The organism is Pseudomonas extremorientalis, assembly GCF_001870465.1.
Taxonomy (GTDB): domain Bacteria; phylum Pseudomonadota; class Gammaproteobacteria; order Pseudomonadales; family Pseudomonadaceae; genus Aquipseudomonas; species Aquipseudomonas extremorientalis.
Window position 1 is genome coordinate 13,670 of sequence record NZ_MDGK01000013.1, and the last position, 14,730, is coordinate 28,399.

Sequence of the window (14,730 nt, forward strand, 5' to 3'; positions counted from 1 at the left end):
GCCTGAAATTGACGCACCTCTAATAACAAAAATCCCCGGGAGCCCGCTTATGTCGGTCGATCCGCAACACCTGCTTCGCGCGCTGTTTGCCACAGCCATCGACGCCGCCCACCCCCGGCAAGTCCTTGAACCCTGCCTGCCCGCCGACCGCAGCGGCCGTGTGATCGTGATCGGCGCCGGCAAGGCGGCCGCCGCCATGGCGCTGGTCGTGGAGAACTGCTGGCAGGGCGACGTCAGCGGCCTGGTGGTCACCCGTTACGGCCACGGCGCACCCTGCAAAAAAATCGAAGTGGTCGAAGCCGCGCACCCGGTGCCCGATGCGGCGGGCCTCGCGGTGGCCAAGCGCGTTCTGGCATTGATCGGTAACCTCGGTGAAGACGACCGCGTGATCTTCCTGCTGTCCGGTGGCGGTTCCGCCTTGCTGGCACTGCCCGCCGAAGGCATCACCCTGGCCGACAAACAGGCCATCAACAAAGCCCTGCTCAAATCCGGCGCGACCATCGGCGAGATGAATTGCGTGCGCAAGCACCTCTCCGCAATCAAGGGCGGCCGCCTGGCGAAAGCCGCATGGCCGGCGACGGTCTACACCTATGCGATTTCCGACGTACCCGGTGATCAGGCCACGGTGATTGCCTCCGGGCCCACGGTGGGCGACCCGAGCACCTCGCAACAGGCCCTGGCGATCCTCAAGCGCTACCACATCGACGTTCCCGCCTCGGTGCGCAATTGGTTGCAAGATCCGGCCTCGGAAACCGTCAAGCCCGGCGACCCGGTGCTCTCGCGCAGCCACTTCCAATTGGTCGCCCGCCCGCAGCAATCTCTCGAAGCCGTGGCGGTGAAAGTGCGCCAGGCCGGGTTCAGCCCATTGATCCTCGGCGACCTGGAAGGCGAAGCGCGGGACGTGGCCAAGGTACACGCCGGCATTGCCCGGCAAATCGTGCAACACGGCCAGCCGCTGGCGGCGCCATGCGTGATCCTCTCCGGTGGCGAAACCACCGTCACCGTGCGCGGCACTGGCCGTGGCGGGCGCAACGCAGAGTTCCTGCTGAGCCTCACCGATAGCCTCAAGGGCCTGCCCGGCGTATACGCCCTGGCCGGTGACACCGACGGTATCGACGGCTCGGAAGACAACGCCGGCGCCATCATGACCCCCTGCAGTTACCGCCGCGCCGAAGCACTCGGCCTGTCGGCCAGCGACGAGTTGGACAACAACAACGGCTACGGCTATTTCGCCGCCCTCGACGGGTTGATCGTCACCGAGCCGACGCGCACCAACGTCAACGACTTCCGCGCCATCCTGATCCTTGAGGCTGCCCAACATGACGCCTGACAAGAAGGTCAAAATCCTCGCCACCCTGGGCCCGGCCACCGACGGTATCGATGACATCCGCGAACTGGTGGAAGCCGGGGTGAATATCTTCCGGCTCAATTTCAGCCACGGCGATCATGCCGACCACGCCCAGCGCTACCAATGGATCCGCCAGGTCGAGCGCCAGCTGAATTACCCGTTGGGCATCCTCATGGATTTACAGGGGCCGAAGCTGCGCGTCGGGCGTTTTGCCGAGGGCAAAGTGCAACTGGTGCGCGGCCAGGCCCTGCGCCTTGACCTGGATCCGACGCCGGGCGACCAGCGCCGGGTCAACCTGCCCCACCCGGAAATCATCGCGGCGCTGGAGCCGGGCATGGACCTGCTGCTGGATGACGGCAAGCTGCGTCTGCGGGTCATCACCAAACAGACTGACGCCATCGACACCACCGTGCTCAATGGCGGCGAACTGTCGGACCGCAAAGGCGTGAACGTCCCACAAGCCCTGTTGGAACTCAGCCCTCTGACCGCCAAGGATCGGCGCGACCTGAGCTTCGGCCTGGAACTGGGCGTGGACTGGGTGGCGCTGTCGTTTGTGCAGCGCCCGGAGGATATCCGCGAAGCCCGCGAGCTGATCGGCGACAAGGCCTTCCTGATGGCCAAGATCGAAAAGCCCTCGGCCGTGCTGCGCCTGCGGGAAATCGCCGAACTGAGCGACGCCATCATGGTGGCCCGGGGCGACCTGGGCGTGGAAGTGCCGGCCGAGAGCGTGCCGCAGATCCAGAAAGACATCATCCGTACCTGCCGCCAACTGGGCAAACCGGTGGTGGTGGCCACGCAGATGCTGGAGTCGATGCGCTTCTCGCCGGCGCCGACCCGTGCCGAAGTCACCGATGTCGCCAACGCCGTGGCCGAAGGCGCGGACGCGGTGATGCTGTCGGCGGAAACGGCGTCCGGCGAGTACCCGCGGGAAGCCGTGCAGATGATGAGCAAGATCATCCGTCAGGTGGAAAACGGACCGGACTACCAGACCCAGCTCGACGTCAACCGGCCCAAGGCGGATGCCACGGTGTCGGACGCCATCAGCTGTGCGATCCGCCGCATCAGCAGCATCCTGCCGGTGGCGGTGCTGGTGAACTACAGCGAGTCGGGCAGTTCCAGCCTGCGCGCGGCCAGGGAGCGGCCAGTGGCGCCGATCCTCAACCTTACGCCGAACCTGTCCACGGCGCGGCGCTTGAGCGTGGCGTGGGGCGTGCACTCGGTGGTCAATGACCGCCTGCGCCAAGTGGATGAGGTGTGCTCCACAGCACTGGAGATAGCCCAGGCACAGGGCATGGCGGAGCGTGGGGATACGTTGGTGATTACGGCGGGGGTGCCGTTCGGGCAGCCGGGGTCGACCAATTCGCTGCGTATCGAGACGTTGATTTAGCGTCTGTAAGGGCCTCATCGGGGGCAAGCCCCTCCCACATTTGAATCTGTGAACCCAATCAAGTGTGGGAGGGAGCTTGCCCCCGATGGGAACAACTCGGTCCCACTGATTAATCACCATGCACAACCCATCCTGCCCCGACTGGGCCGAAGCGCTGCTCAACGGCTTCAGCCAGATTTTCCTGCAGCGCCAGCCGCTGTGCGGCCTGCTGTGCCTGCTGGCGATCCTGATCGGCGCCCCGGCCTTGTTCGGCGGGGCGCTGCTGGGTGGCGTGGCGGGGTTGCTCACGGCCCAGCGTCGCGGTTATCCCAAGGCCGAACGCCAGGCCGGCCTTTACAGCTACAACGGCGTGCTGCTGGGTTTATTGATCAGCCAGCACTTTGCCTGGTCGGCGTTGTTGCCGCCGCTGATCCTGGCATGCGGCGGACTGGCGGCGATGTTGACACGGCAATGGTTGAAACATGCCGACCAGCCCAATGACTTGCCCGCTTACACGGCGCCTTTTGTCGGCCTGGGCTGGTTGTTGCTGGGCACGGTGCCGCAGAACACGTTTGCCCTGGGCGAACCCGACACCTTGGCTATCCTCACGGCGCCTTTTACCGGGCTTGCGCAGATCATGCTGCTGGACCAGCCGATGGCGGGCGCGCTGATTGCACTGGGTCTGTGGCTGGCCAACCGCCGCGCCGCTGGATGGGCGCTGATCGGTGCCAGCGTCGGTGTGCTGCTTGCGCTGTGGCTGGACGAACCTGCGGGCGCCCTCCTCGGCCTGCACAGCTACAACCCGGCATTGGCGGCCATGGCATTGAGCCAGATGCGTCGCCAACCCTGGTTGCCGCTGCTCGGCATCCTGCTGGCGATCCTCCTCACACCGGGCTTTGCGGCCCTGCACCTGCCCGCGTTGACCGCGCCATTCATACTCGCCTGCTGGCTGGTACGCGCAGGTGTTCGAGTGCTTCAGAAACCCCGCATGGACAGCCCCTTCGAATCCCCCTAGGCTTGCTCGATATTCGATTCAGGCGGGCTTTATGGACAGCAACAACGACTGGCGCCAACGGCTCTACGTCATGGTTTTTCAAAGTGACACGGTCGCCGGGCGGCGCTTCGATGGCATCCTGCTGCTGATCATCCTCGCCAGCCTGGTGATCGTGATGCTCGACAGCATCGACCAGATCCACCAGAACTACGCCGACGTGCTGGCGTACATCGAGTGGGGGTTCACCCTCATTTTCCTGATCGAGTACGGGCTGCGGCTGTACTGTTCGCCCAAACCCTTGCGCTACGCCTTCAGCTTTTATGGGTTGGTGGATTTGCTGGCCATCGTGCCCGGTATCCTTGCGTTGTATTACAGCGACGCGCAGTACCTGCTGATCGTCCGCATCATCCGCATGTTGCGGATCTTCCGCGTGCTCAAGCTCAGCCCCTACCTCAAGCAGGCCAACTACCTGATGGCGGCGCTGCGCGGCAGCAAGCAGAAGATCGTGGTGTTCCTGGTCAGCGTGTGCACCCTGGTGACGGTGTTCGGCACCCTGATGTACGTGATCGAAGGCCCGGAGCACGGGTTTACCAGTATTCCCAAGGGCATCTACTGGGCCATCGTGACCCTGACCACCGTAGGCTTTGGCGACATCGTGCCCAAGACGCCGCTGGGCCAGGTGATTTCGTCCCTGGTGATGATTACCGGTTACTCGATCATCGCCGTGCCCACCGGGATTTTCACCGCCGAACTGGCCACTGCCATGCGCGGTGAACAATTGCAGCATGACTGCCCGGTGTGCAAGAAAGACAGCCATGAGCCAAACGCAGCGTTCTGCTCACGCTGTGGCAATCATCTTTTCAAGAAAGTGGAATAAGCAAAGTTCGTTTTAATCTTTAAACGTCTATGCGACGCCAGCTATAGTCGCTGGCAAATTGCCCCTACTCAATCAGCAACCTTCTCGAACAACAAGGAATGAGCAGTGAAAAAACTCCTTAGCGCCTCCCTTCTGGCCGCCGGCCTTGCCCTGGCGGGCGCCGTCCAGGCTGCCCCGGTCACACTGCTCAACGTCTCCTACGACGTGATGCGCGACTTCTACAAGGACTACAACGCTGCCTTCCAGAAGCACTGGGAAGCCGAGCACCCGAACGACAAGCTGACGCTGCAGATGTCCTTCGGTGGCTCCAGCAAGCAAGCACGCTCGGTCATCGACGGCCTGCCGGCCGATGTGATCACCATGAACATGGCCACCGACATCAACGCCCTGGTGGACAACGGCAAATTGGTGCCGGACAACTGGGTCACCCGCCTGCCGAACAACAGCGCGCCGTTCACCTCGGCCACCGTTTTCATCGTGCGCAAAGGCAACCCCAAAGCCCTGAAAGACTGGCCGGACCTGTTGAAAGATGGCGTTCAAGTGATCGTGCCCAACCCGAAAACCTCGGGTAACGGCCGCTACACCTACCTGTCGGCCTGGGGTTATGTGCTGAAGAACGGCGGTGACGAAAACAAGGCCAAGGCCTTTGTCGGCAAGCTGTTCAAGCAAGCCCCGGTACTGGACACCGGTGGCCGTGCCGCCACCACCACCTTCATGACCAACCAGATCGGCGACGTGCTGGTGACCTTCGAGAACGAAGCGGAAATGATCGCCCGCGAATTCGGCCGTGATCAGTTCGAAGTGATTTACCCAAGCGTCTCCGCCGAAGCCGAGCCGCCGGTGTCGGTGGTCGACAAAGTGGTCGAGAAGAAAGGCACCCGCGTGGCGGCCGAAGACTACCTGAAGTACCTGTGGTCGCCGGAAGGCCAGGAAATCGCGGCCAACAACTACCTGCGTCCGCGTGATCCGAAGGTACTGGCCAAGTACACCGACCGGTTCCCGAAAGTCGACTTCCTGTCGGTGGAGAAGACCTTTGGTGACTGGCGCACGGTGCAGAAGACCCACTTCAATGATGGTGGAGTGTTCGACCAGATCTACAGCGGCCAGTAATTGATAAATGTGGGAGGGGCAAGCCCCCTCCCACATTTGGCTCTGTGTCTGGCCGTTACATCGGTGGTGTCACGCCATCCTTACCGGCGGAGATCGCCTGGGCCGTGATCGTCCCATCCGCGCCCTGCGCGGCAAACAGCACCACCTTCACGCCCGGCTTGAGCAGGCTGCGGTCACCCGGTTCCAGGTTGACGATCGGCACATCTTCCGGCACCACGATCTTCTGCTCGCCGCCTTTGTATTTCACCGTCAGCGTGCGCCCGTTGCTCACTACCAGGTCGCCGACGGTGCCGTTGGTCATGCTGCTGCCTTCCTTCAAATCAAATGCGCGATGCCCGTCGCCGGTGCCGGCCATGGCTGGCGGGAACACGTGCACTTCCAGCGCGGTAAGGCTGCCATCGTCGTTGGGCATCGCGGCCGAGCCGATGTAGCTGCCCGGCTTGATCTCATCGATTTTGGCCAGGGTGACCGCGCGCACCTGGGTGTCTTTGGTCAAGTGCACGACCACCTCTTCGCCGCTGTTGACCTTGACGTGCATCGCATCGCCGTCCATCGCCGTAATGGCGCCGCGTACGCCCACGCGAGGCGTCTCGGCAGCATGGGCCAGGCCCACGGCCATGGCGGCGGCCAGCGTGGAAGCCAGGAGCATCTTGTTCAACGTGATCTTCATTGCAATGGATTTCCTGTTTCAGCAGTGGTGCCTGAATGTATCATCAGCCTTCGCGCAGAAAGTTAACGATTCACTCATCATTACCGGGCATGAGTGTTATCACTGCCAGCGGCCTACCCGGGCTACGGTGTTGTCTTTAGGCTCGCCCCACTTCCTTCGCTTTTATGAGAACACCATGAACGCTACTTCCCACGCTACAAGCACCATGACCCGGAGCATGGTGATGCTGTTTGCGTTTTGCTGCGGCGCCATCGTTGCCAACATCTACTACGCGCAACCCATCATCGAGCTGATCGCGCCGGACATCGGCCTTACGCCGGCCATGGCCAGCCTGATCGTTTCACTGACGCAAATCGGCTACGCCCTGGGGCTGTTTTTCCTGGTGCCCCTGGGCGACCTGCTGGAAAACCGCAAGCTGATGATCGCCACTACCGTGATCGCTATCGCCAGCCTGCTGGGCGCAGCGGTCACCGAGCAGCCGAACCTGTTCCTGCTGGTGTCGCTGCTGATCGGCTTCAGTTCGGTGTCGGTGCAGATCCTGATTCCGCTGGCCGCGCACCTGGCGCCCGCCGAATCCCGGGGCCGTGTGGTCGGCAGCATCATGGGTGGCCTGTTGCTGGGCATCCTGCTGGCGCGGCCGGTGTCCAGCGTGGTCGCGGACCACTTCGGCTGGCGGGCGATGTTCATGGCGGCGGCGGCGCTGATGGCGTTTATCAGTGTGGTGTTGATGCTGACCATTCCCAAGCGTCAGCCGGATCACTCTGCCAGCTATGGTCAACTGCTGCGCTCCCTCGGCACCTTGCTGCGTGAGCAACCGGTGCTGCGTCAACGGGCGTTCTACCAGGGCTGCATGTTTGCTACCTTCAGCCTGTTCTGGACCGCCGCCCCACTGGAACTGGCGCGTAACCATGGCCTGAGCCAGAGCGAGATCGCCCTGTTCGCCCTGGTCGGCGCACTGGGTGCCATAGCCGCACCCATCGCTGGTCGCCTGGCCGATGCCGGTCACACACATCGCGCTTCGCTGCTGGCCATGTTGTTCGCCGCGTTGAGCTTCCTGCCGGCCTTCGTGCACCCGCTGTACAGCGTGATCGGCCTGGCCGTGACTGGCGTGGTCCTGGACTTCTGCGTGCAGATGAACATGGTGCTCGGCCAACGTGCCATCTACGCCCTCGACGCCAACAGCCGCAGCCGCCTGAACGCGCTGTACATGACCAGCATCTTCATCGGCGGCGCGTTCGGTTCGGCGATTGCCAGCGGCGTGTATGAACACGGCGGCTGGTTGGGCGTGATGCTGGTGGGCAGTGCGTTCCCCTTGATCGCATTATTACGGTTCCTGAGCGTTTCCCGTGAGGCCTCGGTGGCCACTGCCTGAGGCGCTTGTCTCGCTATGCCAAAGCCGTCCGCCAGCAATGACGGACGGCTTTGACTGGATGCCGTTTCAAACGGCGACGCGCCTTTTGCAACACCATCAGTTACGTCGGGATAACTGCCGATCGTAGGCCTGGTTCACCTTCATACCTACCACGTCTGCGGCGCTTATCACGTTAGGGCTATTGACGACAAAATCACTGCATCTGTCCCCGTCCAGGTCAACGGCTACCCAGTACAGACCATCACTGTCTGATTTCATGATGAATGCCTCACCGGCCCTTCCCGTGAACCTGTCTACCTGTGTCAGCGAAACACCCGCCTTTTCAAGCATCCTGGATAAATCAATTTTATCCTTACCACTGGTGAAATCCTTCAAAGTGTCGACCTTGCGACAGTTCGATTCGGAAGCCGAACCGTACGTGTACGTTTTACCGCCCCTCTGCTCGTTTGCTGTGTTCGCTCTTTTAGTCCTCGGCGGGGTGGGCTCTGGTTCCGGAGCTGTCGTCAAATCGGGCTCTGGTTCAATTGAGGTGGGAGGTTCAGGGTTGACCATCAAATCCTTGTAGTGGATTTTCCCGTTACAGTTCACCAGAAAATCAGGCTTCCCATTACCTGTCAGGTCAAGCGCCAGGCGTCCCTGCCCGTTGCTGGCGTTGTGGCTCAATACCGCCTCGCCCGCACGCCCACTGAATCGGTCAACAATGTAGAGGACCTTCACAGCAGCGCGCTTCAATAGCGTGGAGATGTCGACTCTGTCAGTACCGCTGGCAAAATCCACGATCAAATCAGGGGACTCAGGCGTGGAGTCTGCGATGCTGTCATAGACAAACGTATCCGCACCGCCGCCGCCCTCGAGCTTGTCCGCCCCGCCACCGCCCTTGAGGCGGTTGCCGACCTGATTACCGATCAGGCTGTCATCACTGGAACCACCCACCGCATTTTCCAGCGTGACGCCCTTGGCAATGGAGACGTTGTTTTTCAGGCCGCCAACATCCGAAAAGGACTCAGCATTAAGATTGATTTTCTGTTTCTGGCGAAAACCGGAAAAGTCCAGGGTATCCGTTCCACCTGCGTCCCAGACGCAAAAAACAGGTTTGTCCTCGGCGGTCTTCAGGCTGTAGAAATCTCGACCGGTGTTGGAATTGAAGCCGTAGACCGTGTTGGTTTTTCGGGTTTGGGTGTTCGCCCCGTACAACCTCTGCGCCGCAGCGATATCGTGCATCATGGGGGCCGCGATTTTTTTGCCGTTGTAAGGATCATCGCCAAAGGATGAATCGTGGTAGCTCATGGCGGTGTAGGCGGTTGAGTCCTCCCGGTACCCCGGGCCTTCTCCGTGGGGATGCCGAAGACCGATGGAATGGCCAAGTTCATGGACTGCTACCTTATCAAACAAAGTCCCGTGTTCCAGCTTTCCATCAGCCCCCTCAATGCCGATGTCGACCGTACCGATCGACCAGTCATTGGGCAGGCTCGCTACTCCGCCGGCATATCCCGGTATGGCTGAGATACGGAGGGAGGCATCAGTCCCCTTGGCATTTTCCTTGAACAAGAGGTTGGTCACCTCCGCCCAAGACCGAAGCGCCTCCCTGATGCGCAATTTCTGGTGAGGGGTGAATCGAGAGTCCAAGGTATACGACAGGTCTATTTTTTTGTCGTCATTACGATCTCGCCATTTGAAATCTCCTCGCACGAGATGTTTCGCAGCTTGATCGGTCGTGTATGAATTGGGGTGGCCACCTGTTGTTAAAGTGTCACCATTAACAATCCTGCCACTGTGCGCAACAGGCGGAACGCTTGATAGTTTCATGAGCAACTCGCTAGGCTTTTAAAAAATGAAACAACAATTAATATCCACATAAATTATTTGCAAACAAGCAAACCATGAATACACGAATAAATTCGCATAGGAAAATACGCCAAACAAGCACTTGAACCATACCAATTGAAACACCGAACATTCGTTATAAACAAACTGATAAAAACTCACACATCACCTGACGTTCGAAAATACTTGCAACTGACAACGGCCCCCAAGCGTTCACCTGAACCATCCAAATATCCAGTTCGCGACGTGAGAGATCCCTGAAACTATCTGTTTGCCCACCCGCGATCCAAACCAGGGTGCAGGCCTAGGCGTTGGCAGCGGATCAGGCTCTGAAGTTGAGTCAGACACGGGATCCGAGTCCGGTTCCGGCGTGGGGTCAGCCGTTTGATCGGGCGTAACGGGTGCGGCCTCCCCCTTTCCGCTCCAGATCACATCCTCCTGTTTGATTTGGCCATGGCCGCTGATCAACAGGTCTGCCGTGCCATCCCCCTGGGTATCCACGGCCAGTGTGGAGCGCCCGGTTGTGGTGTCGTGACTGAGCACCGCGTCGCCGGCACGCCCGCTGAAGCTATCCGTGAAGTTCAGCGACGTGAGCCCCGCCTCGCGCAGAACACCGGCGACGTCGATTTTGTCGCTGCCGCTGGTGAAATCCTGAATAACATCGGGGGCCTGCGGTGTTGAGTCGCTGGCGCGGTCGTATACAAACGTGTCGGCGCCCGCGCCACCACGGAGCGTGTCGCTGCCGCCAGCCCCCTTCAAGCGGTTATTGGCGCTGTTACCCGTCAACACATCACTGTTGGAGCCCCCAATAGCGTTCTCAACGACTACCCCCTTGGCGATCGACACATTCCCCCGCAGCCCTCCCACATCGGAAAACGCCTCGGCATTGAGGTTGATGTTTTGTTTATTGGCAAAGCCGGAAAAATCCAGGGTGTCCTCGCCTCCGCCATCCCAGACGCAGAAGACGGGTTTGTCGCGGTCGCGACTGAGGCTGTAGTGCGCACGATTGGCATTGGAGTTGAACCCATACACGGTGTCGGTGGCACGGGTGCGCTTATTCGCCCCGTACGAGCGCTGGAGCGCCGCGATATCGTCCATCATGGGTGCTGCGGGTTGTCGTTCGTTGAAGTCATGCCCCGGCTGTTTGCGCTCCGACCAATAGCTCATGACACTGCGGGCCTTCGTATCCTGCGCATAATCGGCATTGGCCTCGTAAGTGCCACCGCCGTCGTAAGCGCCCGGATGTTGCAGGCCCAAGGTGTGCCCCAACTCATGGGCCAACAAGGACAGAAAATGACTGCCCACTTCAGGATTGGCGCCCGCGCCTGCCGTTCCCACATTCGCCGTTACGCTCGATTGGTATTGGTTGGGAAAACCTGCGCTGCCCGACCAGGAGCCTGGCACGCCTCGGATGACAATAGAGCCATCTACCTGGGCACTGTTTTCAACAAAGGAAATGTTGGCGACATCGGCATAAGCCTTCAATGCCCGCCTGGCGTGCTCTTTCTGGGCCGCAGTAAAGGCGCCGGAAAAACTAAAGCCCACCACGACTTTATTGTCTCGATCTCGATCATGAAACTTGAAGTTACCTCGAGTGATATGTTTGGCCGCCTGCGCGGTGCTAAACGATCTCTTGTTGCTTGTCCAGTGCAAGGCGTCGTTATCAAACACTGACAAAAGGGAATGCGACGGGTGAACAGGGGGTTGCAGTGAAGTTTGTCGGACAGGAAAGTGCATAACCATGAATACTCTGAACAGTGAACAGCCATTCGTCCATGCATGAGAAATACCAACGCTGACCAGTCCATTGGCAGGCGATTAAATTCTCAAATTAACGACACCTTCACCAGCGCGAGTTATTTTCAACGATACTTAATAAACACCCCTGCAAAGAAAACACAAAAAATCACTTAACAACCGATCTTCTCCGAAATACCAACAACACTATGAAGTTGATTTTTCAAGGAAAAAATCTTGTAAAACACCCCCTTAACTTAATCAAAATCTTAATTTCAAACATGAGGAAACTCACTCAAACATGCCTGAAAAAAGGCGGGCAGAAAAACCGTGCTCATCCGACAACGCACGCGCCCCCTCCCTGACACCGCCTGATCGCCCTAGGATCGCACCAATTTTTCCAACGCTGCGTCCGCCAGGAATGACGAGCGGCTTTTGACCTTGTGCTCCCGCACATAGCGGTCGATGCGCTGGATGACATAACCGGGCAGGGTCACATTGACCTTCTCGGTCTTACCCAGGTAGGGCGTGACGTCCAACTCCAACATGCCCCAGCCCATCCCGGCGTAGTCCTCATGGGCATGATAACGGGCGACCGACGTTGGCATCGGAATCGTCCCACCTTCTGCGGCGATCTCTTGCAGCATGATGTGCGCAACTTCCACGGCCGCGTTGTAGGCCTCTTCAAAACTGTCCCCGGCGGTGACTGCACCGGGGATATCGGGGATCTGGATACCGGTGGCGGTGAAGTCATCGCCCCATTCGATACAGATTGGGTATTGCATGAATGCTCTCCTTAAAAATCAAACAGCCCGGCGCGTTTCCTGATGCTTCTGAGGGTGCCCAGTGGCAGGTCCTTCTTGGGGTGGGGTACCAGGATTGTGTACAGGCTATAACGATGGATAAAAATGTGATGACTGCCCGTTACCCGATCCAATACCCAACCCGCGTCTTGCAGTTCCTTGATCAATAGCCTGCTTTGCACCCCAGCCTCCTTGGCTTGGCCCGAATAAAAGTAACTCTAGAGTTATCTTTACTCAAGCACAAAATGCGCATGTCTGACTGACGGCTGTTTTACCGAATATTGAAAACTCAACGGCTCACCACGGGAAACGCATGACACCGCTAGCCCAGCGCCTTAGGCTTGAGCGCCGCCCAGTCAACAGGAACATCCGATGGACCGTCTCACTGCCATGGAAACCTTCGTTCACGTCGTCGAGACCGGCTCCTTCTCGGCCGCCGCCAAACGACTGGGCGTAGGCCAGCCCGCCGTCTCCAAAAGCATCGCGCAGTTGGAGGGCCGCCTGGCCGTGCGGTTGTTACTGCGCTCGACCAGGGGCCTGACCCCTACCGAGGCAGGCCTGGCATTTTTCGAGAAAGCCAAGAGCGCCATTTTCGAAGCCGACGAAGCTGACGAGGCCGCCCGTGGCGCAGGCGCTGGCTTGACGGGCAACCTGCGGGTCAGCGCCGGCGTGACGTTCTCCCGTATGCGGATCATTCCTAACCTGGGACCGTTCCTGGACCAACACCCCGGCCTGAACATCGACGTGTTGCTTGACGACCGCCTCCTCAACCTGGTTGAAGACGGCATCGACGTTGCCCTGCGTATCGGCAACCTGAGCGATTCCGGCCTCACTGCTCGCCGGCTTGGCCAAAGCCCGAGCCGGGTGTTCGGTACACCGGCCTACTTCGAACGTTTCGGCGAGCCACAAAGCCCGGCGGATATCCTCAACCACCAGGCCGTGATCTACAGCCTCGGAGAAAGCCCGCTCTGGTCGTTCAAACAAGGCCCGCACGAACAGGCGATAGCCGCCCGTGGGCGCTTGCGCGTCACTTCGTCGGAAGGCTTGCGCGCAGGCGTACTCGCCCACCACGGCCTGGCGATGACGTCTGAATGGATGTTCTCGCCGGAATTGGCCAGGGGGGAGGTGAAAGCTGTGTTGACCGATTGGGAACTGCCTCCCAAGGATCTCTGGGCGGTATTGCCGACGGGTCGGATGCCGAGTGCCAAGGCCAAGGCGTTTATCAACTATGTTGAAGGGTTAATGACCTAGCGCCATCCGTGGGCCGGTGCCGCGCGAGGTCAAGCGCATGCCGAATGCCCGTGGTCGAGGCAACACAGCAGGCGCTCGACCGTGTGGTCCAGCGGCCCGGAGTTATCCAGCACGAACAACCCCGCGCCATTACCGGCGATCAGCTCGGCGGTGAACCGCGCATTGCGTGCCAGGCGCGCTTCGATATCCGCCAACGCCTCACGGCCCCGTGCGATCAAGCGTTGGCGCAACACGGCCTGGTCCACCGTCAACAGCAACACCAGCGACGTCGGATAGCGCTCGCGGGTCTGCGCCAGGTGTGCACGGGAGCCGTTGACCAGTACGTCGTCCCCCGCTGCCAGCCAGTCGTCAATCACCCTGGGAATGCCGTAGGACAAGCCATTCGCCTGCCAACTGAGGGCAAACGCACCCTCGGCCTGCATCTGCGCAAACCGCTCCGGGCTCACCCCTTGCGCCGCTTCGCCCACCGACTCCGGCGAGCGAGTGATCACGCGGCGTACAATGCGGCAGCCGCGCTCGGCCAAACGTGGGCGTGCGGCATCCAGCAGGCTGTCCTTGCCCGAGCCCGAAGGCCCGATGAGATAGATCAACCTGCCTGCCATCAGAACCCCCTCTTCGCTTGTCGTCATACGTATTGCGCTACAGGCGCCCCTTCGCGGCGGCGGGCCTGGACCCGGTCTTCGCGCGGGCCGAGGGCAGTCTCGCCACGGTCCTCCAGCCCTGCCGCTAAGTATATCCAGCAAGCCCCCGGCCGCCAGGCCGGCGGCGGTCACATTACCGGAGTGCGACGCGTCGCGCACCACGTTCGGCGCCCCCCCTCGACACTTTCATGTTCAGCGTCTGGCAGCCCTTCGCCGCCTGAATCTGAAAGCACACTCCCATCGGGGGCAAGCCCCTCCCACCTTTCTTTGATCTCCAGTGTTTGAAAGAGCGGATTTCAAAGCGCAAAAAAAAGGCGACCTGTGTAATAGGTCGCCTTTTGTCATTGCGCGTACTGCTTGCTCAACCCCGGCGGCACACCCTGCACGTCGGTGTCTTCCCACGGCCCGTTCGGGCTGATCGAGCGGCTCCAGCCGTTGCTCCAGCGGTAATACGTGCGCTGGCGATAGAAGGTGTCGGGCTGGTCGTCCAGTACATACACCTGCATCTTGCCGTCCCAGTGGCTGGCGGCGCCCGGAGGTGGCGCAAACGTCGGCGACTTGGTCGGCACGGGCTTCGGCGGCGGGGTCACCGGGCCGGACGGTTTGGTGCTCGGTTGGGTCGACGGGGACGGTGGAATGGTCGGGCCGGTAGGTGCCGGAGGTGGGCGGTGGACCGCACAAGCGCTCAGGCCCAATACCAGGCTGAGCAGGGTGATGCGTGCAAATGCGGTCATGGG

14 protein-coding genes and 1 pseudogene are annotated in these 14,730 nt (G+C 60.4%); 7 read left to right on the forward strand and 8 right to left on the reverse strand.

Annotation, left to right across the window (positions count from 1 at the left end; genetic code table 11):
- Positions 1-49: 49 nt before the first annotated feature.
- The 5 genes from BFN10_RS03390 to BFN10_RS03410 all read left to right on the forward strand — a co-directional run bounded on the left by BFN10_RS03390 (position 50) and on the right by BFN10_RS03410 (position 5,695).
- A complete protein-coding gene (locus BFN10_RS03390) occupies positions 50-1,330 on the forward strand; it encodes a glycerate kinase type-2 family protein (RefSeq protein WP_071488473.1) in 1,281 nt (426 codons plus the stop codon).
- Positions 1,320-2,735 (forward strand): pyruvate kinase, encoded by a 1,416-nt coding sequence (pyk, locus tag BFN10_RS03395; RefSeq protein WP_071488474.1) that lies wholly within the window; start codon positions 1,320-1,322, stop codon positions 2,733-2,735. Before BFN10_RS03390 ends, pyk begins: the two co-directional genes overlap by 11 nt.
- Before the next feature lie 118 nt (positions 2,736-2,853).
- A complete protein-coding gene (locus tag BFN10_RS03400; protein ID WP_071488475.1) occupies positions 2,854-3,729 on the forward strand; it encodes an urea transporter in 876 nt (291 codons plus the stop codon).
- Between the two features lie 31 nt (positions 3,730-3,760).
- The gene (locus BFN10_RS03405) at positions 3,761-4,585 is read left to right on the forward strand and encodes an ion transporter (protein WP_071488476.1); all 825 of its coding nucleotides are present in this window, start codon (positions 3,761-3,763) and stop codon (positions 4,583-4,585) included.
- Positions 4,586-4,690: 105 nt separating this feature from the next.
- A complete protein-coding gene (locus tag BFN10_RS03410; RefSeq protein ID WP_071488477.1) occupies positions 4,691-5,695 on the forward strand; it encodes a sulfate ABC transporter substrate-binding protein in 1,005 nt (334 codons plus the stop codon).
- A 55-nt stretch (positions 5,696-5,750) separates the two neighbouring features.
- On the opposite strand, the gene BFN10_RS03415 is transcribed toward BFN10_RS03410, so the two are convergent.
- A complete protein-coding gene (locus tag BFN10_RS03415; protein WP_071488478.1) occupies positions 5,751-6,365 on the reverse strand; it encodes a DUF5666 domain-containing protein in 615 nt (204 codons plus the stop codon).
- Positions 6,366-6,540: 175 nt separating this feature from the next.
- On the opposite strand from BFN10_RS03415, the gene BFN10_RS03420 reads away from it, so the two are divergent.
- Positions 6,541-7,737 carry an MFS transporter gene (locus tag BFN10_RS03420; protein WP_083351562.1) on the forward strand — a complete coding sequence of 399 codons (1,197 nt, stop codon included), beginning with the start codon at positions 6,541-6,543 and terminating at the stop codon, positions 7,735-7,737.
- A gap of 96 nt (positions 7,738-7,833) precedes the next feature.
- On the opposite strand, the gene BFN10_RS03425 is transcribed toward BFN10_RS03420, so the two are convergent.
- The 4 genes from BFN10_RS03425 to BFN10_RS03440 form a co-directional block, all read right to left on the reverse strand.
- Positions 7,834-9,543 (reverse strand): M10 family metallopeptidase C-terminal domain-containing protein, encoded by a 1,710-nt coding sequence (locus BFN10_RS03425; RefSeq protein WP_083351561.1) that lies wholly within the window; start codon positions 9,541-9,543, stop codon positions 7,834-7,836.
- Between the two features lie 231 nt (positions 9,544-9,774).
- Positions 9,775-11,304, reverse strand: coding sequence for a M57 family metalloprotease (locus BFN10_RS03430; protein WP_231999485.1), 1,530 nt, complete (start codon positions 11,302-11,304; stop codon positions 9,775-9,777).
- A gap of 374 nt (positions 11,305-11,678) precedes the next feature.
- Positions 11,679-12,083: a type II toxin-antitoxin system HicB family antitoxin gene (locus tag BFN10_RS03435; RefSeq protein ID WP_071488481.1), complete on the reverse strand. Its 405-nt coding sequence runs from the start codon at positions 12,081-12,083 to the stop codon at positions 11,679-11,681.
- Positions 12,084-12,094: 11 nt separating this feature from the next.
- The gene (locus BFN10_RS03440) at positions 12,095-12,283 is read right to left on the reverse strand and encodes a type II toxin-antitoxin system HicA family toxin (protein WP_071488482.1); all 189 of its coding nucleotides are present in this window, start codon (positions 12,281-12,283) and stop codon (positions 12,095-12,097) included.
- Positions 12,284-12,473: 190 nt separating this feature from the next.
- Here BFN10_RS03440 and BFN10_RS03445 point away from each other — a divergent pair, with 190 nt between their 5' ends.
- On the forward strand, positions 12,474-13,352 hold the full coding sequence (locus tag BFN10_RS03445; protein WP_071488483.1) for a LysR family transcriptional regulator: 879 nt from the start codon (positions 12,474-12,476) through the stop codon (positions 13,350-13,352).
- 29 nt (positions 13,353-13,381) lie between these two features.
- Here BFN10_RS03445 and phnN read toward each other — a convergent pair whose 3' ends face one another.
- The 3 genes and pseudogenes from phnN to BFN10_RS03455 form a co-directional block, all read right to left on the reverse strand.
- Positions 13,382-13,954, reverse strand: a complete 573-nt coding sequence (gene phnN, locus BFN10_RS03450; protein WP_071488484.1) for a phosphonate metabolism protein/1,5-bisphosphokinase (PRPP-forming) PhnN — start codon at positions 13,952-13,954, stop codon at positions 13,382-13,384.
- A 123-nt stretch (positions 13,955-14,077) separates the two neighbouring features.
- Positions 14,078-14,167, reverse strand: a pseudogene (locus tag BFN10_RS30000) (hypothetical protein); the annotation flags it as partial.
- A 167-nt stretch (positions 14,168-14,334) separates the two neighbouring features.
- Entirely contained in the window at positions 14,335-14,727 is a 393-nt protein-coding gene (locus BFN10_RS03455) for a hypothetical protein (protein WP_071488485.1), read from the reverse strand.
- Positions 14,728-14,730: the final 3 nt, after the last annotated feature.

Bases quoted from the DNA above. Each gene is read 5' to 3' on its own strand.
- BFN10_RS03420 (WP_083351562.1), top strand. From the start codon at position 6,541: ATGAACGCTACTTCCCACGCTACAAGCACCATGACCCGGAGCATGGTG.
- BFN10_RS03435 (WP_071488481.1), bottom strand. From the start codon at position 12,083: ATGCAATACCCAATCTGTATCGAATGGGGCGATGACTTCACCGCCACC.
- BFN10_RS03400 (WP_071488475.1), top strand. From the start codon at position 2,854: ATGCACAACCCATCCTGCCCCGACTGGGCCGAAGCGCTGCTCAACGGC.
- BFN10_RS03415 (WP_071488478.1), bottom strand. From the start codon at position 6,365: ATGAAGATCACGTTGAACAAGATGCTCCTGGCTTCCACGCTGGCCGCC.
- BFN10_RS03425 (WP_083351561.1), bottom strand. From the start codon at position 9,543: ATGAAACTATCAAGCGTTCCGCCTGTTGCGCACAGTGGCAGGATTGTT.
- pyk (WP_071488474.1), top strand. From the start codon at position 1,320: ATGACGCCTGACAAGAAGGTCAAAATCCTCGCCACCCTGGGCCCGGCC.
- BFN10_RS03445 (WP_071488483.1), top strand. From the start codon at position 12,474: ATGGACCGTCTCACTGCCATGGAAACCTTCGTTCACGTCGTCGAGACC.
- BFN10_RS03390 (WP_071488473.1), top strand. From the start codon at position 50: ATGTCGGTCGATCCGCAACACCTGCTTCGCGCGCTGTTTGCCACAGCC.
- phnN (WP_071488484.1), bottom strand. From the start codon at position 13,954: ATGGCAGGCAGGTTGATCTATCTCATCGGGCCTTCGGGCTCGGGCAAG.
- BFN10_RS03430 (WP_231999485.1), bottom strand. From the start codon at position 11,304: ATGGTTATGCACTTTCCTGTCCGACAAACTTCACTGCAACCCCCTGTT.
- BFN10_RS03405 (WP_071488476.1), top strand. From the start codon at position 3,761: ATGGACAGCAACAACGACTGGCGCCAACGGCTCTACGTCATGGTTTTT.
- BFN10_RS03455 (WP_071488485.1), bottom strand. From the start codon at position 14,727: ATGACCGCATTTGCACGCATCACCCTGCTCAGCCTGGTATTGGGCCTG.